Origin of the sequence: Oleiharenicola sp. Vm1 (genome assembly GCF_047777955.1) — a bacterium.
Taxonomy (GTDB): domain Bacteria; phylum Verrucomicrobiota; class Verrucomicrobiia; order Opitutales; family Opitutaceae; genus Didemnitutus.
The window spans coordinates 3,307,236-3,323,805 of sequence record NZ_CP180537.1 but is presented as its reverse complement, the minus strand read 5'-3'; the positions used below and the strand labels follow the sequence as shown (position 1 = coordinate 3,323,805).

Sequence of the window (16,570 nt, the reverse complement as noted above, 5' to 3'; positions counted from 1 at the left end):
GGAGGACGCGTCCGAAGGCACTTGGACGCTCCGGAAACTGCGTGCTACCGCTACTTTAGGCTTGCTTAAACACGCAAAACTCTTTGCCTTTGCGGGCTTTGCGCCGCCCGGCCCGGCCGGGCTTCTTTTTATATACCGTGACACACTCCATGAGAAAACGTCCCATTCCGACGCGCCGTTTCATCAAGCCGTCGTTCACCTCGTTGATCGAGAAGAAGCGCGACAATGGCGAATTCACCCAAGAGGAGATTCGCTATCTGATCGACTCGACCCTCGACGGTGAGATGCCTCAGCACCAGCTCGCTGCGCTCCTGATGGCGATCTACTTCGCCAACATGTCCGCGCAGGAGACGGCGATTCTCACGGAGGAGATGATGCTCTCCGGCGAGGTGATCGACCTCTCGCACATCACGAAGCCGAAGATCGACAAATACTCGACCGGCGGCGTCGGCGACAAGACCGCGCTCGTCCTCGCGCCGCTCGCGATGGCCAGCGGCGTCGTCGTCCCGATGATGGTGGGCGTCGAGCAGCAATTCGTCATCAGCGCGCTGGACAAGCTCGCGGCCGTCCCCGGCTTCAAGAGCCACCTCTCGATCCAGCAGTTCACCGACCAGCTCGCCCGCGTCGGCGGCGCGATCGTCGAGCAGAGCAAGGAACTGGCTCCGGCCGACCAGAAATTCTACGACCTCCGCCTCGACACCGGCACGATTCCGAGCCTCCCGCTCATCACCGGCAGCGTGCTCTCCAAGAAACTCGCCGAAGGCGCCGAAGGTCTCGTCATCGACGTGAAGTGGGGCAACGGTTCCTTCATCAAGGACCTCGAGCAGGCCAAGCAGCTCGCGCGCTCCATGACCCGCGTCGGCCGCTCGATGAAGCGCCGCTGCGTCGCGCTCGTCACCGACATGAACCAGCCGCTCGGCGACAGCGTCGGCACCGCGCTCGAGATCAAGGAGGCGATCCAGCTCCTCAAGGGCGAAGGCCCGGAGGACATGAAGGAGCTCGTCCTCAAGCTCGGCATGGAGATCGTCCGGCTCGCCGGCGTCGCGGGCTCCACGCTCTCGGCCAAGCAGACCGTGCAGCGCCATCTCAGCGACGGCTCCGCGCTGGAGAAGTTCAAGGACATGATCCGCGCGCAGGGCGGCGACACGTCCTTCATCGACCATCCGGAAAAATTCCCGACGGCCCGCCACATCCGCAAGCTACCCGCGCCGAAGCGCGGCTACGTGCACACCATCAACGCCGCCTTCATCGCCAAGGGTGTCTCCATCCTCGGCGCCGGCAAGGACTCGCACGGCAAGGTCGACCACGCGGTCGGCGTCTCCGAGATCAAGAAGGTCGGCACGCAGGTGAAGCAGGGCGAGCCGCTGATGATGATTCACTACAACGACGAGGCGAAGCTCGAGCAGGCGCTCGACTACTTCAAGGAGGCCTACCGCCTCGCCCCGAAGCGCCCGATCCCGCCCCCGCTGGTCGTCGAGCGCGTCGCCTGATTTTTGCCGCCATTGCTTTCGGCAACCCTGGCCGGTCCCACCGCACACGGGACCGGCCTTTTTCTTGCCCGCGAGAAATGAGTCGCCCGCCGGCGCGCGAGGCGTTTCCGTGGACGGCGATGGCCGAAGAATTCGACGAAGAACTGGAGCAAACGCCCGCCGCGCCCGAGCCGAACCCGCTCATGCGCGAGAAGGCGCGGCCCGCCACGCCCGAGGAGAAGGCGCAGTGGCCGCGGCCCTGGGCGCAGCTGAAGTTCGTCACCTTCCAGCCGGCGATCTTCCCGCGCATGCTTGGCGACGTCTCGCGCGACGCGCGGCCGGGCGACTTCGTCGCGGTCTACGACAAGTTCGGCAACCGCATCGGCGCCGGGCTCTACAACCCGCGCGCGAAGATGCCGCTGCGCGTCGTCACCCACACGGCCGAGGCGGTGGGCGAGGAGTATTTCGAGACGGCGCTGCGCCGCGCCGTCGCGCTGCGGCGCGACCTGTTCAAGCTCGATGAGGTCACCGACGCGTATCGCGTCGTCGGCTCCGACGGCGACGGCCTCAGCGGCCTGACGATCGATCGCTACGGCGACACGCTGTTCTGCGACGTCTACTCGCTCGGCATTTTTCAGCGCCTGCCGCAATGGCTGCCGCTGCTCCATGAGCTGCTCGGCACGAAGCACGTGCGCGTGCACGTCGACCACGATCTCGGCAGCCTCGAGGGCATCAAGCCGTCGATGATGAAGGAACTCACTGCGAGCGCGCCCGACAAGGTCCGCATCCGCGAGCACGGGGTGCGCTTCGAGGTCGATTTCGCGGAGGGACACAAGACGGGTTTCTTCTGCGACCAGCGCGACAATCGCCGGCGCTTCGGCCAGCTCGCGAAGGGCCTGCGCGTGCTCGATCTCTGCAGCTACACGGGCGGCTTCTCGATCAACGCCGCGATCGGCGGCGCGAGCGAAGTCACCGCCGTCGATCTGGACGAGAAGGCCGTCGCCCAGGGCCGCCGCAACGCGAACCTCAACCAGGTTTCACCGAACAAGCTGAAGTGGGTGCACGCCGACGCCTTCGCCTACGCGCGGCAGATGCAGAAGAACGGCGAGCAGTTCGACCTCGTGATGTGCGACCCGCCGAAGTTCGTCATGACGCGCGAGCCAGCCGGTGCCGCGGAGGGCATGCGGAAATACGCCGACCTGAACACCATCGCCGCGAGCCTAGTGAAGCCCGGCGGCCTGTTCGTGACCTGCTCGTGCTCGGGGCTGGTTTCACTCGAGGATTTCGAGCAGGTCGTGATCAAGGGCGTCCACCGCCTGAACCGCCGCCTGCAGCTCTTCGACCGCACCGGCCCGGGCGTCGACCACCCGGTCTATTCGAACTGCCTCGAGAGCCGTTACCTCAAGGTGCTTTGGGCGCGGGTGGTGTGAGGAGTGCCGTCGCGACGACGGGTCGGCGCTCGTCCCGATGAGCGATCACGCTGCCGGTCAGCGCGTGTTCGGATCGACGGCGGCGAGCACGACGGCCCACTTCGCCGGAATCTCCACGGTCGCGCTGCCGCTGGGGGCGTCGATGACCCGGCCGGTGAGCTCGTCGCGGTAGGTGGCGCCCGGGCGGAGCGGCAGCGTCTGCGTCAGCGTCGCGGCGGAGTTGTTGAACGCGACGACGACCTGATCGCCGTCGCCGTTGCGTTCGAACGCGAAGACGTCGCGCGCGTCATCGGCGACCAGCGTGCGGTAGTCGCCGTGCAGCAGGGCGGGATGGGCGCGGCGGATCGCGATCAGCTTTCGGTAATGCTCCCAGAGGTCGTGGCGGATCTCGACGCGGTCGGGCGCGTGCGTCGTGTGCGCATCGGGACCGTAGACCTCGTCGGCGTAGGCGAGATCAGGCCAGAGCATCGGCTTGCGGCAGTCGGGATCGTTGCCGCCCCAGAGGCCGACCTCGTCGCCGTAGTAGATCATCGGTGCACCGAGGTAGGTCATCTGGAAGATCACGAGCAGCTGCTGCAGTGCGTAGTCGGCGTCGCTCGGGCGGCGCGCGCTGTAGCGCGGATTCTCGGCGGTTTTCGAGAGCGAGTAGAACTGGCCCCAGTCGCGGTAGCGGCCGGCGCCGCGGTTGTGGATGTAGGAGCTGAGGCGGGTGGTGTCGTGGCTGCCGAGGAGGTTCATCGCCACGCTCGCCACGCCGGCCGGGTAGAGCTCGCGCAGCTGGCGGAGCTTGGCGTCGAACTCCGTGGCGCGGATGCGCTGCGCCGGTGGGTCGACGAAGAACTCCACGGCGGCGAACGCCCAGTTGTAGTTCATCTCGGCGTCGAACTCGTCGCCCTGGACGTAGGGCACGGTCTTTTCCGGCACGTCGACGATCTCGGCGGTGAGGTAGGCTTCGGGGTTGAGGTGACGGACGTGCGCGCGCCAGGCCTTCCAGAACGGGTGGGCGATGCAGAAGGCGACGTCGAGGCGCCAGCCGTCGATGCCGTGCGCGGCGCCGCGGCCCTTCGGGTTCATCCAGCGCTCGGTCGCGGCGAAGATGTAGGTGCGCGGACCGGCCACGATGCCGTTCTCGTCCTCGCGCAGCTCGGGGAGCGATTTCGCCCCGAACCAGCCCTCGTAGTCGAACTTCGTGCCGGCCGCGGGATCGTCCCAGGATTTGACCGTGAACCAGTCGCGGTAGGGCGAGCGTTGCTGGTTTTTCACCAGATCGCGAAAGGCGAACGAGTTCACGCCCAGGTGATTGAAGACGCCGTCGAAGATGAGGCGCATCCCGGCGGCGTGCGCGGCGTCGATGAGGCGGAGCGCGAGCTCGTCGGCCTGCGTCCAGACCCAGGTGCGCGGGTCGGCGGGATGTTCACGGGCCATGAGCGCGCGGTCGCCGGCGGGATCGGGCCCGAGATTGGGATCGATGTGGTGGTAGCTCGCGCCGTCGTATTTGTGCAGCGAGGGCGAGTCGAAGACGGGATTGAGGTAGAGCGCGGTGACGCCGAGGCGCTGGAGGTAGGGAAGCTCGTCGATGATGCCCTGCAGGTCGCCGCCGTAGCGGCGGCGGAGGAGATGCTTCCAGAGCTCGGGCTCGCCGTTCTGTTTTTCCCAGGGCTGCAGCTCGAACCAGTCGCTGCCCCAGGGATGCACGCGCCACGCCTTCGGCGGCTCCGCCGGGTCGGCGCCGCGGATGTCCTCGACGCGCGGGTCGTTGGCCGGGTCGCCGTTGCGGAAGCGCTCCGGGAAAATCTGATACCAGACGACGGACTTCGCCCAGGCGGGCACGAACTCCGGGGCGCCGGGCGCGGTGGCGACGGCGGCGCCCGGCAGAAGCAGGGCGAGCAGCAAGCGCGCTTTCATGCCCCGCATCGTGCCGCGGCGGCGGCGCGGGACAAGACTGCTCGTCGCCGCGGGCGGAGCGGCGCGCCTAGCGCAGCAGCGCGGCGGCGCACCAGAGCAGCGGGGCCTGGCCGTGGAAATCGCCGGCGATGCGCGGGCGCTTCAGGTAATGCTCGCGGTCGGCGCGGATGCCCGTGCCGGCGCAGACCTCGCGGAGATTGGCGTCGGCGTCGAGGTAGGTGACGAGCGCGAGCCAGCCTTTGCGCGCGGCGGGGCCGTAGGTTTTCGCGTCGAGGACGCCCAGCTGCACGCCGGTGATGAAGGCGTAGGTGAACATCGCGGTGCCGGAGGTTTCCGGCCACGAGTCGGGGCCGTCGATCAGCTGGTGCCACATGCCGTCGGCGTCCTGGTGGGCGAGCAGCGCGGCCATCATGGCGTGGAAGCCGGCGAGGATGCGCGCGCGGTGCGGGCTGTCCTTCGGCAGGGTGCGCAGCAGCTCCGCCATGCCGACGGCCATCCAGCCGTTGCCGCGCGCCCAGTGGTGCGGCGCCTCGGGGGCGTGGTAGAAGAGGCCGTTCGGGCGCTGCAGGCGGTCGAGGTAGGCGACGGCCTCGAGGGCGGCGCGCTCGATGTAGCGCCGCTCGCCGGTGGCGCGGTAGGCCTGGGATTGCGCCATGGTGATCATGAACATGTCGTCGATCCAGAAGCGCGTCTGCCAGGAGAGGCCGGCGGCGACGTTGGCCTGCCAGTTTTTGTCGCCGTCCTTGGCGAAGCGCGGCCCGAAGGGCTCGCCCTCCCACTGGCGGTCGGCCATGCGCTTGCCGACCGCGAGCGCGCGCGGGTCGCGGGTCTGGAGATAATCCTCGAACGGCACGATGGCGAAGACGGTGCCGTCGACGTGGTAGGGCTCGGGAATGAGATGCTGCTCGGGGCCGAAGAGCGGCTCGAGGCGGGCGACGAGCTGCGCCCGCAGCGCGTCGTCGTGCGTCACCTGCGCGAACTGGAAGGCGCCATACCACGCGCAGGCCTCGGCGTAGTGGATGTATTTCGGTTCCCACATGGGCATGTGCGGGCGCGCGACGAAGTTCGCGGCGACGCGGCGGCCGATTTCCGCGGGGACTGGCCGGCGGGCCAGGGGCCGAAATCGTAGGCCGCGACGGCGAGCGGCGCGCAGACGAAGGCGCAGAGCAGGGCGAGGCAACGGGTCGGGGAGATCACGCGCCGCACGCTAGGCGCGGCGGTCCGGGCCGCAAGGGTGCGGGCGTCGGAGCGTCCGGCGGGCCGGTCCCCGTCACGGGGCGTGGTTTGGCTTCCCTCGCGCCGGGTCTTGCCTCAACGTCGCGGCGCATGGACCAGCTTCCACACCTGTTTGCGCAGAACAAGGCCTGGGCCGAATCGATCAAGCAGCGCGATCCCGAGTTCTTCCAGAAGCTCTCCCGACAGCAGAGCCCGGAGTATCTGTGGATCGGCTGCTCGGACTCGCGGGTGCCGGCGAACGAGATCATCGGCCTGCTGCCCGGCGAGGTCTTCGTGCACCGCAACGTGGCCAACGTGGTCGTGCACGCCGACCTCAACGCGCTCTCGGTGATCCAGTTCGCCGTCGAGATGATCCAGGTGAAACACATCATGGTGGTCGGCCACTACGGCTGCGGCGGCGTCGGGGCGGTGCTGCGGTGCCAGCGGGTCGGCCTGGCCGACAACTGGCTGCGGCACGTGCAGGACGTGAAGGTGAAGCACGAGGCCTGCCTCTGCCGCTTGCCGGACGACACCGCGCGCAGCGCGCGGCTGTGCGAGTTGAACGTGATCGAGCAGGTGGCGAACGTCTGCGCGACGACCGTGGTGCAGGACGCCTGGGCGCGCGGGCAGAATCTCACCGTGCACGGCTGGGTCTACGGCCTGCGCGACGGCCTGATCCGCGACCTGCACACCTCGGCCAGCTCGCCGGAGGAAGCCACGACGGCCTACAAGGCGGCGCTCGAGGCGCTCGACCAGCGCGACGCCACGGCGGTGCCGTGGTGAGGCTCGACGCGCGGCGGCGGCCGCGGTAGGTTTGCGCGCATGATCAAGCAGCTCGCGCACCTCTGCTTCATGTCGAACCAGCTGCCGGAGATGCTGGCGTTCTACCGCGACGTGCTCGGCCTGCCGGTGAAGTTCGCGCTGACGCACGACGACGGCACGGCGTTCGGCTACTACCTCGCGACCGGCCAGACGACGTTCATCGAAATCTTCGACCAGCACGGTGCGGCGAAGCAGTGGGGCGGGGAAGCGGTCCGGATGCGGCCGAACGACCGCACGTGCTACAACCATTTCTGCCTCGAGGTGGCGGGGCTCGAGCCATTCTGCGCGACCCTGCGGGCGCGCGGCGTCGAGGTGACGCCGATCAAGGTCGGCATGGACCACTCGAAGCAGGCGTGGCTGAAGGACCCCGACGGCAACGCGATCGAGTTGATGGAATACACGCCGGCGAGCCTGCAGCTTTGAGCCGCGGGGCCTCGGGCGCACCCGGCGTCCGCGCCGGAGAAGAAAAACCCGCGGCGCGGGCCGCGGGTGGGAAAACGAGTGAGGCGAATCGGGCGCCGGCACTCCGGCCGCCGCTCAGGCGCGGCCCATGTAGGAGCCGTCGAGCGTGCTGACGCGGACGAGTTCGCCTTCCTTGATGAAGAGCGGCACCTGGATCACGAGGCCGGTCTCGCAGGTGGCGGGCTTCTGGACGTTGGAGGCGGTGTCGCCCTTCACGCCGTCGGCGCTCTCGGTGATCTTGAGCGTGACGGTGGAGGGCAGGTCGATCGTGACCGGATTGTCGTTGATGAAGAGCACCTCGGCCTTGCCGCCGGCGACGAGGTAGTTCTTGGCTTCGCCGATCATGGCGGCGGTGAGTTCGAAGGTCTCGAACGTCTCCGGATCCATGAAGGAGAACGTCTCGCGGTCCGCGTAGGAAAACTCGAGCGTGCGGCGGTCGGTCGGGAGGACCTCGACCGGATCGGGCGAGTTGAAGCGCTGTTCGAGCGATTTGCCGTAGCGGAGATTGCGCATCTTCACCTGCACGAAGGCGCGGAGGTTGCCCGGCGTGCGGTGCTGGGTCTCCATGACGAGGTGCGGCTCGCCGTTGAACTTGATGACTTGGCCTTTGCGGAGGTCGTTGGCTGCGGGCATGACGGAATCGGATCGAAGTTGAGTTTGGAAAGGGGACAGAGATACCCAGCGGGTTTTCCCTCTGTCAACTGCCGTCTCGGCGAAATTTCGGCCGCGGAGATTCGCGTCGCCCGCGGGCGGGGGCGCGCCCCGGCCGACCATCTCCAAGCTTGTCATTTCCAAGGGGCTCCGGACACTCGACCGGACACCCACATGAAGCAGCGCACCCTTCTGCGCGAGGTCTCCATCAAGGGCAACGCCCTGCACACCGGAGACGCCGTGCACATGACCTTCAAGCCCGCCCCGGTGAACCACGGCATCGTGTTCAAGCGGATGGACCTTCATGGCCACCCGGAAATCAAGCCGCGGGTCGACCTCGTCACGGATCTCGTGCGCGCCACGACCATCCAGCAGGGCCACGCCAAGATCCACACGGTCGAGCACGTGCTCAGCGCCCTCAGCGGCTGCGGCATCGACAATCTCCTCATCGAGATGGACGCCGGCGAACCGCCGATCATGGACGGCTCCGCCCGCGAGTTCGTGAAGATGATCCAGCAGGGCGAGCCGGTCGAGCAGGACGCCGAGCGCGAATACTTCACGCTCGCCGAGCCCGTCTCCGTCTCCCGCGGCAACTCGTCGGTCATCGCGCTGCCCTACGACGGGCTGAAGATCTCCTGCACCAGCGCCGACGACCGCGGCATCCACACCCAGCACCTCTCGCTCACCATCGACCCCGACGTCTACGTGACGCAGGTCGCGGCCTCGCGCACCTTCACGGTCTACGAGGACATCGAGGGCCTGCTCAAGATGGGCAAGATCAAGGGCGGCTCGCTCGACTGCGCCGTCGTGATCAAGGGCGACAAGATCATCTCCAAGGAGCCGCTGCGCTTCGCCGACGAGTTCGTCCGCCACAAGATCCTCGATATCGTCGGCGACATCACGCTGCTCGGCGTGCCGCTGAAGGCCCACATCGTCGCCACGCGCCCCGGCCACGCCATCAACGCCGAGCTGACGAAGCTGCTGCTCGAGAAATACGACGCGTGGAAAAAGGGCGGCAAGAAGCCGGCCAAGCCCGCCGCGCCCAAGGCCGAGATCACCACCGAGACCACGCTCGATATCCGTCGCGTGCTCGACACCATCCCGCACCGCTACCCGTTCGTGATGATCGACCGCGTCGTCGAAGTCGGCGACGATACGCTGACCGCGATCAAGAACGTCACGATCAACGAGCCGTATTTCCAGGGCCACTATCCGGGCAACCCGGTTATGCCCGGCGTCCTGCAAATCGAGGCGATGGCCCAGGCGGCGGGCATCCTGCTGATCCGCCGCACGAACGGCATCGAGAACAAGACCGCGCTGTTCATGAGCTGCAACGCCGTGAAGTGGCGCAAACCCGTCCGCCCCGGCGACCAGCTCAGCATCAAGGTCAAGATGACCAAAGCCCGCGGCACCATCGCCTGTGCCGAGGCCGAGTGCTCCGTCGGCGGCTCGGTCGTCTCGTCGGGCGAGCTCATGTTCGCGCTCGTCGACACCAGCGCGATGGACTGAGCCATGGCGTCGAACATCCACCCCACCGCCATCGTCGAACCGGGCGCGCAGCTCGGCGCCGACGTCACCCTGGGCGCCTATGCCTTCGTCGGCCGCGAGACCACGATCGGAGACGGCACGATCCTGCACCACCACGCCACGGTCGAGGGCTTCACCACCGTCGGCCGGCAGTGCGAGATCTACCCCTTCACCTGCATCGGCACCAAGACGCAGGATCTCAAGTATCGCGGCGGCCGCCCCGGCACGCGCATCGGCGACCGCAATGTCTTCCGCGAATACACCAGCGTGCACTCCGCCACGAACGACGGCGAGTTCACCACCATCGGCCACGACAACCTGCTGCTCGCCTACTGCCACGTCGCGCACGATTGCCAGATCGGCAATCACCTCATCGCGAGCAACTCGGTCGGCCTCGCTGGCCATGTCATCGTCGACGACCACGTGACGCTGGGCGCCAAGTGCGGCGTGCACCAGTTCTGCCGCATCGGCGCCTACGTGATGGTCGGCGCGATGTCCAAGGTCGTGCAGGACGTGCCGCCGTATCTCATCGCCGACGGCAACCCCGCCATCGCCCGCTCGATCAACAAAATCGGCCTCGAGCGCCACGGCTTCACGCCCGAGCGGCTCGAGGCGGTGAAGCACGCCTTCCGGCTCTTCTACCGCGCCGGGCACAACCGCACCCAGGCCCTCGACGCCATGAACGCCCACGCGCTCGCGTCGAGCGACGAGTTCAAGGCTTTCCTCAAGTTCGTCACGTCGAGCGACCGCGGCCTCGTCGCCGGCCGCTGAGCTTGCGCGCCATTTCCATTTCCTGGAGGCGGGGCCATCCGCCCCGCGAAGCAGGCGCAACGAAACCGACAACCCGCGGGGCGGATGGCCCCGCCTCCAGAGAGCTGTTACGTCCGTCGTAGGTTGCGCGCTCGCGCGCAATTTTCCGGTGCCTTGGGAATCACGTTGCGAGGGCGGTGGCGGGCCAGCGCGCCACCCGCACGAAACGCCACGCCCGTTCAGCTCGCGCCCAGCTGCCGCAGCAGCGCGTAGCTGTAGAGCCCGGTGCGGTGGCCGTCGCTGAAGTCGAAACGGATCGCGTAGTTGCCGACCTGCTCCCAGCCGAGGATCTCGACGCCGGCGTGGCTCTTGCGCGCCTCGCCGCCGTATTGGTTGCCGAAGATGTCCTGCTCGCCCTTCACCTCCGCGCTGGGCGAGTTCGCGCGCAGTTTTTCCACGCCGATGTAGGTCTCCACCCCGTCGCTCCAGCGCAGGGCGACCTCGGGACCGATGAGCTGCACGTCGAGCGGGCGAAGGGCTTCCATGACCGCGAGGTATTGCCGCAAGCGGCGCGCCGCGAACAGCCGAAAGTTCGGTCACGCGCGCGGCAGGGCGGCGTCACCAGGCCTCGGGCTCGGCCGGGGGCGATTGCTTCGCCGGCTTCTTGAGCCGGCGCTCGTAGCTGCGGTCGATCTCCTCGATCTCCGGCTCGGGGATGCGGGTGAAGGCGATGCGCATCGGCGCGTCCTTGGTGGCGCCGTGCGCGCCGCCGAGGTAGACGGTGTTCTTGCCCAGAACCTTGTTCAGGTGATCGACCGCCTGGAAGAGCGCGCCGCGCGTCCGCTCCGTCTTTTCCTCGAAGAGATCGGGCGTGTGCATCTTCAGGTCGATCAGCTGTGTGAGGTGGACGCCGACGCGCAGCGGCACCAGGCGCGCGAATCTCGCCGGCCGGCGCCGCCAGAGGTCGTTGAGGGCGTGCGTGAGCTTCAGCGTGTCCTGGGTCTCGGAGAGGCGCAGCTCGTCGGACCAGTGCTGGTCGTTGACGTAGTCGACCGAGACGCTCAAGGCGCCGGCGTAGAGCCGGGAGTGGCGCAGGCGCATGGCGGCCTTCTGCAGCAGGCGGTGCAGGGCGGCGAGGGCGGCCTCGTGGTTGCGGCGCTCGGGGGCAGCACGTTGCCGTGACCGATCGTCTGCCCGGTTTTCTGTTCGAAGTAGGGCAGGTCCTCGCCGTGCAGCAGCCGCCAGATCTGCTCGCCGCGCACGCCGCCCCAGACGCCGCGGAACACGTGCATGTTCGCGGCCCAGAGCTGTTCCATCGTCGTGATGCCATGCTCGCCGAGGCGGCGCTGGATGTTCGGGCCGATGCCGGCGATGTCGCCGGGCGCGAGGGGCAGGAGGCGCGCGGGCAGGTCTGCGTCGTCGAGGATCACGAGGCCGTCCGGCTTCTGCATGTCGGAGGCGACCTTCGCGAGCAGCCAGGTCGGCGCGATCCCGATCGAGCTGCGCAGCAGCGGGCCGACCTCGCGGGTGATCTTCGCCTTGAGGGTGTGCGCCAGCTTCTCGGCGTCGGCGCGCGTCCGCACCAGGCCCTCGAGGCGCGCGGTCACCTCGTCGATCGACTGGACGTTGATCTCCGGGGTGCACGAGGCGATGACGTCGCGGAGGCGGCGGTGGTAGGTGATGTAGACCTCGGGCCGGGCCTCGACGATGACGAGACCGGGGCAGAGCTGGCGCGCCTCGGACACGCGGGCGTTGCGCTTCAGGCCGGCCGCCTTCGCCTCGAGGCTCACCGCCACGCAGCCGGTCGTCTCCGCTAGCACCGGCACGATGCCCACCGGCCGGCCGCGCAGCTCCGGCCGCTCCTGCTGCTCGACGGAGGCGAAGAACGAGTTGAAGTCGATGGTGAGGTAGCGCAGCGCCACGAGGGAAAATTGCCGGACGCCGCTCCGAGTCAAAGGCCGACCGCGCACCCGCCGCCGGTCCGACGGGACAAAGGCCGAGGCGAGATTCGCAAGCGCCGCGCAGGGGTGTGGTTTGACCATTCGGACCGGCGGGATGAACTCCCAGCCATGCCGTTCCCCGCGCGCGAGCCCGCCGCCCCGCCCGTCGACCCAGCCGAGGTCGCGCGGACGGATTTTTGCGCGGCCTTCGTGATCGACGCCTCGGGCAACATCGTCGCGCACAACCGGACGGCCGGCGACCTCTGGGGCGCGGGCCGGCGCCCGCTGGTGACGGTGCCGTTCGCCGCCTTGTTCGAGGCGGCCCCGGCCGACGCTGCCGCGGAGGCGGCATGGGCGGCGTTCAAGGCCGAGGCGGGCGACCGTCCGGCGCCGCGCGGCTTTCGCCTGCCCGACGGCACGCGGGTCGGGATGGGCGTGCGGATCGAGCGCGCCTTCGGCGGGGGCGGCAGCTACATCGCGACCGTCCGTCCGCTGCCGCCTCCAGCGCGCTGAGCGAGGCCCGCGCCGACGCGACCGCGGACGTGTGGCCGCGGGCTGCGACATCCCTTGATTCCGCTCAAGGCCGCGCGCCGGGCGAAGGGGATAATGGGGGCGTTCCATGGAAACACCGCCTGCCGATGTCCTCGATGTCCGCCCCTTGCCGTGCGCCCGCAAGCACACGCTGATTTTCCGGCGCTGGAGCGCTGTGCCGCCGGGCGGGAGCCTCCTGCTCGTGAACGACCACCGCCCGGAGCCGCTGCGGCGGCAATTCGAGCAGCTCGTGCCGGGATGCTTCGCCTGGGCGGAGGTGCCGCCGCCGCCGAGGGCGTTCGCGGTGCGGTTGACGCGGCTGCGCGCCGATCCGCCGGGGTTTGATCCGGACAAGATCCTCGGCTGCGGGCTCGCTCCCGACGGCGTCACGGCCGACGAGGACGCGGTGCTCGTGCGGGTGCGGCTCGACTATCGCGAGCTTCCGGCCGCCGAGGCCCGTGCGCGCAGCGAGCGCCTCGCGCGCGGACTCGACGAGGCAGCGGAGCTGGCGATCGATCTGCCGCGGCCCGATCCGGAGCTGGACCGGGCGCTGACCGCGCTCGGCCTGACGTTTCGCGGTGCGGCGTTGCCGCCGGATTCGCCGGGTTGGCGTTACCTCATCCGGCATCCCGTGCGCGACTGACGCGCGTCAGGAGGACGCGGATGGTGCCGGCGGCCGCGGCCGCGACAGCAGGCGTTGACCCAGCGGGCCGCGTTCGCGGCGGTGTTCCTCCTCATGGTGCCCGGCGCGCGCGGCCAGGATGTCGGCGCGTCCGAGGTAGCCGAGGATGCGCCCCGGCTGGGCACGATCCACGACCGGCAGCCGGCCGATGTCGTGCCGCAGCATGCTTTCCAGGGCGTCGCGCAGGGTCTCGTCCGGGTGGCTCACGATCAGTTGCCGGGTGGCGATCGCCAGGATCGGGCGGTGCCGGTCGGCGCTCTGCGCGCGCAACAGGTCGCCGCGGGTGACGATTCCGGCCAGCGCCCCGTCCGCGTCCTCGACCAGGATGGCCTGTCGCCGGCTCAGCGGATCGTCGCTGCGCGCGACGCGGTCGGAAACCTCCGCCAGCGGCGTCTCCGCCGGGATGCGGGGCGGATTGCGGTCCATGACCTCGCCGACCCGGCGCAGCTCGAGCACGTCCACGCTGTAGTCGCGCGCGATGTGCTGGCCGCGGCGGGCGAGTTTTTCGGTGAGGATGGAGCGCGGCAACAGGAGCACCGTGACGCAGAGCGCCGCCACCGTGCTCACGAGCAGCGCCGGCAGCGCGTTGGTGTCGTGCGTCAGCTCCAGCAGGAAGACCAGGCCGGTGAGCGGCGAGCGCATGGTCCCGCCCATCATGGCCGCCATGCCCACCGTCGCCCACAGGCCCGCGTCGGCGATGCCGAACGCCTGGCCGCACACCACGCCCAGGGCGCCGCCGATCATGAGCAACGGCGCCAGCACGCCGCCGGAGGTGCCCGAGCCGAGCGCGATCGCCCAGACGAGGCCCTTGGCCAGCAGCAGTGTGATCGCGGGCAGGCCGGTCAGCTCGCCGCGGAGCAAGCCGTGGATGAATTCGTAGCCGACGCCCAGCACGCGCGGATCGAGCCAGCCGCCCACGCCGATGGCGACGGCGCCGAGCGCCGGCCACCACATCCAGTGCAAGGGCAGTTTTTCGAAGCGATCCTCGCAGGCATAGACGAGGAAGGTGAGGCCGCCCGAGGCGAGGCCGGCGGCGAGGCCGATCACGGCGGCCATGCCGATCGTGCCGGCGCTGAGCAGGCCGTGCGGCGGGACGACGAAGATCGGACCCGCGCCGAGCAGCGGCTCGCGCGCGAGCGCGGCGACCATGGCCGCCACCGCCACGGGAATGAAGCTGCGCGGCCGCCACTCGAAGAGCAGCAGCTCCACCGCGAGCAGCACGGCGGCGATCGGCGTGGCAAAGACCGCCGTCATGCCGGCGGCGGCGCCGGCCACCAGCAGCGTCTTGCGCTCGGAGGCCGTGAGGTGGAAGAGCTGTGCGAAGAGCGAGCCGAAGGCCCCGCCCGTCATGATGATCGGACCCTCCGCGCCGAACGGGCCGCCGGTGCCGATCGACACCGCGGACGAGATCGGCTTCAGCACCGCCACCTTCGGATTGATCAGGCTGCGGCCGAGCAGGATCGCCTCGAGCGCCTCCGGGATGCCGTGGCCCCGGATCTTCTCGGAGCCGTAGCGGGCCATCAGGCCGATCACCAGCGCGCCGAGCACCGGGATGCCGATGATCCACGGGCCGAGGTGGCTCTCCTGCGGCGTGACGGCGCTGCTCGCGAGCCGCTGGAAGAACGCCAGGTTGGTGAAAACGGCGATCAGCCAGAGCAGCGCCTTCGCCACGACCGCGCCGATCGCCCGATCGGGATCGCGAGGGCGGAGAGCAGCAGGACGCGGCGATCGGCGCGGAAATCCGCCAGGCGGCGGGAGGAGGAAGCGGAGGGAAGGACGGACATGAAGGGCGACAATTGCATCGTATTACGATATATTTCAAGCCGCCAGGCGCCGCACTTCCCGGTGGCGTCGGCGCGGGATTCCGCTCTTGCTCGGGCGATGCCCCGCCGCACGCCGACGCTCGCCGAATACCGCACCCTGGCGGAGCTGCGCCGCGCCATGCGCCGGTTCCTCGCCTTCAGCCACGAGGCCGCCGTCGCCGCGGGCCTGCCGCCGCGGCAGCATCAGGCGCTGCTCTCGATCAAGGGCTGGCCGGAGCCGGACGGCATCACCATCAGCGGCCTCGCCGATCATCTCGCGCTCAAGCATCACAGCGCCGTCGGCCTGGTCGACCGCCTGGTGCGCCGCGGCCTGGTGCGCCGCCGGGTGAGCCGGCGGGACCGCCGGCGCGTGGAGCTGGAGCTGACCCGGCAGGGCGAGGCGCTGATCGCGCGCCTGTCCGTGGCGCATCTGGACGAGCTCGCGCGAACCGGTCCCGAACTCCGGCGCATCCTGGGCATGCTGCCCGGGCGGGACGACTGACGTGCCGGTCTGCCGTTTGCGGGCCGGGTAGGGTGGGCTGAGACGCTCGCGCGCGGCCGCGGGACCAAGCCTCGGCCGCGCGGAACCGCGGTAGCCGCGTTCGGGGAGGCGGCGCCAGGTCAGGTCCGTTTCGAACGCCAGGCGGGGTGTAGGGGAGGGCGCACCCGCGGCGCGCGGCAGGGGCCTGTTAGCGCTTTGTGAATAAAAACACGGTAGTTACGCCGCTTTTTTACTTGAGCGCAGGGGGTGGAATGGGGAGAAATGGTGCACTTTGGGGCGGCTAGCACTCGACGCCCTTCTCGGACACCCTTCATGGCGCAGTCAGGCACAACCGTTTATTCCGGCCGTTTTGAGCACACGCTCGACGACAAGAATCGTCTCACGATTCCGTCGCTCTGGCGCTGGGTTCACACGGACGCGGAGACGTTTTTGGCCATGCCGCACCCGGATGGTTACATCGCCGTGCTGCCGCCGGCGCGCGTGGAGAAGCTGCTCGCGCAGATCGGCGAGATGAAGCTCTCGGACCGCGACGCGCAGGCGGTGAAGGCGCGCATCTTTTCGTCGGCGCTCCAGTTCACGTTCGACAAGCAGGGCCGCTTCGGCGCCTCGGCCGACCTGCTCGCCCACGCCGGCATCGCGAAGGACGCGGTGCTCGTGGGCATGGGCGACACTTTCAACATCATGAGCCCGTCGCGCTGGCAGGACATGCAGCGCGCCACGGCGGGCGAGAACTTCGGCGACATGATGCGCCGCATCGGCCTCTGAGCCATGAAAACCACGACCATGCACCACACCCCTGTCCGTCCCCAGCCCCTGCCCAAGCTTGCCATGGTCCGTTGCGCCAACCGGCGCGACGCGCGCGGAGCGTCTCCCCTCCGCCGC

17 protein-coding genes are annotated in these 16,570 nt (G+C 69.1%); 10 read left to right on the top strand and 7 right to left on the bottom strand.

Features of this window, described 5'->3' with window-relative positions; all coding sequences use genetic code 11:
- Positions 1–149 precede the first annotated feature (149 nt).
- Together ACMYLB_RS16025 and ACMYLB_RS16020 are read left to right on the top strand one after the other, a co-directional pair.
- Positions 150–1,490 (top strand): thymidine phosphorylase, encoded by a 1,341-nt coding sequence (locus ACMYLB_RS16025; RefSeq protein WP_415907966.1) that lies wholly within the window; start codon positions 150–152, stop codon positions 1,488–1,490.
- 77 nt (positions 1,491–1,567) lie between these two features.
- A complete protein-coding gene (locus tag ACMYLB_RS16020) occupies positions 1,568–2,899 on the top strand; it encodes a class I SAM-dependent rRNA methyltransferase (protein ID WP_415907965.1) in 1,332 nt (443 codons plus the stop codon).
- 57 nt (positions 2,900–2,956) lie between these two features.
- On the opposite strand, the gene ACMYLB_RS16015 is transcribed toward ACMYLB_RS16020, so the two are convergent.
- Together ACMYLB_RS16015 and ACMYLB_RS16010 are read right to left on the bottom strand one after the other, a co-directional pair.
- Positions 2,957–4,804, bottom strand: coding sequence for an alpha-amylase family glycosyl hydrolase (locus ACMYLB_RS16015; RefSeq protein ID WP_415907964.1), 1,848 nt, complete (start codon positions 4,802–4,804; stop codon positions 2,957–2,959).
- Positions 4,805–4,871: 67 nt separating this feature from the next.
- Positions 4,872–5,849, bottom strand: coding sequence for a glycoside hydrolase family 88/105 protein (locus ACMYLB_RS16010; RefSeq protein ID WP_415907963.1), 978 nt, complete (start codon positions 5,847–5,849; stop codon positions 4,872–4,874).
- 281 nt (positions 5,850–6,130) lie between these two features.
- Here ACMYLB_RS16010 and can point away from each other — a divergent pair, with 281 nt between their 5' ends.
- Together can and ACMYLB_RS16000 are read left to right on the top strand one after the other, a co-directional pair.
- Positions 6,131–6,802 (top strand): carbonate dehydratase, encoded by a 672-nt coding sequence (can, locus tag ACMYLB_RS16005; protein ID WP_415907962.1) that lies wholly within the window; start codon positions 6,131–6,133, stop codon positions 6,800–6,802.
- 39 nt (positions 6,803–6,841) lie between these two features.
- Complete coding sequence (locus ACMYLB_RS16000) at positions 6,842–7,264, top strand: VOC family protein (protein ID WP_415907961.1); 423 nt, start codon at positions 6,842–6,844, stop codon at positions 7,262–7,264.
- Positions 7,265–7,378: 114 nt separating this feature from the next.
- Here ACMYLB_RS16000 and efp read toward each other — a convergent pair whose 3' ends face one another.
- Complete coding sequence (gene efp, locus ACMYLB_RS15995; RefSeq protein WP_415907960.1) at positions 7,379–7,936, bottom strand: elongation factor P; 558 nt, start codon at positions 7,934–7,936, stop codon at positions 7,379–7,381.
- 192 nt (positions 7,937–8,128) lie between these two features.
- On the opposite strand from efp, the gene ACMYLB_RS15990 reads away from it, so the two are divergent.
- Together ACMYLB_RS15990 and lpxA are read left to right on the top strand one after the other, a co-directional pair.
- Positions 8,129–9,463: a bifunctional UDP-3-O-[3-hydroxymyristoyl] N-acetylglucosamine deacetylase/3-hydroxyacyl-ACP dehydratase gene (locus ACMYLB_RS15990; RefSeq protein ID WP_415907959.1), complete on the top strand. Its 1,335-nt coding sequence runs from the start codon at positions 8,129–8,131 to the stop codon at positions 9,461–9,463.
- Positions 9,464–9,466: 3 nt separating this feature from the next.
- Entirely contained in the window at positions 9,467–10,252 is a 786-nt protein-coding gene (lpxA, locus tag ACMYLB_RS15985; protein WP_415907958.1) for an acyl-ACP--UDP-N-acetylglucosamine O-acyltransferase, read from the top strand.
- Positions 10,253–10,470: 218 nt separating this feature from the next.
- On the opposite strand, the gene ACMYLB_RS15980 is transcribed toward lpxA, so the two are convergent.
- The 3 genes from ACMYLB_RS15980 to ACMYLB_RS15970 all read right to left on the bottom strand — a co-directional run bounded on the left by ACMYLB_RS15980 (position 10,471) and on the right by ACMYLB_RS15970 (position 12,153).
- Positions 10,471–10,776 (bottom strand): gamma-butyrobetaine hydroxylase-like domain-containing protein, encoded by a 306-nt coding sequence (locus ACMYLB_RS15980; RefSeq protein WP_415907957.1) that lies wholly within the window; start codon positions 10,774–10,776, stop codon positions 10,471–10,473.
- 73 nt (positions 10,777–10,849) lie between these two features.
- Positions 10,850–11,332 carry a hypothetical protein gene (locus tag ACMYLB_RS15975; RefSeq protein ID WP_415907956.1) on the bottom strand — a complete coding sequence of 161 codons (483 nt, stop codon included), beginning with the start codon at positions 11,330–11,332 and terminating at the stop codon, positions 10,850–10,852.
- Positions 11,293–12,153, bottom strand: coding sequence for a DNA polymerase Y family protein (locus tag ACMYLB_RS15970; RefSeq protein ID WP_415907955.1), 861 nt, complete (start codon positions 12,151–12,153; stop codon positions 11,293–11,295). Before ACMYLB_RS15970 ends, ACMYLB_RS15975 begins: the two co-directional genes overlap by 40 nt.
- A 147-nt stretch (positions 12,154–12,300) precedes the next feature.
- Between ACMYLB_RS15970 and ACMYLB_RS15965 the strand changes: the two genes are divergently transcribed.
- Positions 12,301–12,684, top strand: a complete 384-nt coding sequence (locus tag ACMYLB_RS15965) for a hypothetical protein (RefSeq protein WP_415907954.1) — start codon at positions 12,301–12,303, stop codon at positions 12,682–12,684.
- A 106-nt stretch (positions 12,685–12,790) separates the two neighbouring features.
- Positions 12,791–13,345, top strand: a complete 555-nt coding sequence (locus ACMYLB_RS15960; RefSeq protein ID WP_415907953.1) for a DUF2249 domain-containing protein — start codon at positions 12,791–12,793, stop codon at positions 13,343–13,345.
- A 6-nt stretch (positions 13,346–13,351) separates the two neighbouring features.
- Here the strand turns inward: ACMYLB_RS15960 and ACMYLB_RS15955 are convergent, their stop codons facing one another.
- The gene (locus ACMYLB_RS15955; protein WP_415907952.1) at positions 13,352–15,055 is read right to left on the bottom strand and encodes a chloride channel protein; all 1,704 of its coding nucleotides are present in this window, start codon (positions 15,053–15,055) and stop codon (positions 13,352–13,354) included.
- 210 nt (positions 15,056–15,265) lie between these two features.
- On the opposite strand from ACMYLB_RS15955, the gene ACMYLB_RS15950 reads away from it, so the two are divergent.
- Complete coding sequence (locus ACMYLB_RS15950) at positions 15,266–15,688, top strand: MarR family transcriptional regulator (RefSeq protein WP_415907951.1); 423 nt, start codon at positions 15,266–15,268, stop codon at positions 15,686–15,688.
- A 435-nt stretch (positions 15,689–16,123) separates the two neighbouring features.
- Positions 16,124–16,453: a division/cell wall cluster transcriptional repressor MraZ gene (locus tag ACMYLB_RS15945; RefSeq protein ID WP_415907950.1), complete on the top strand. Its 330-nt coding sequence runs from the start codon at positions 16,124–16,126 to the stop codon at positions 16,451–16,453.
- Positions 16,454–16,570: the final 117 nt, after the last annotated feature.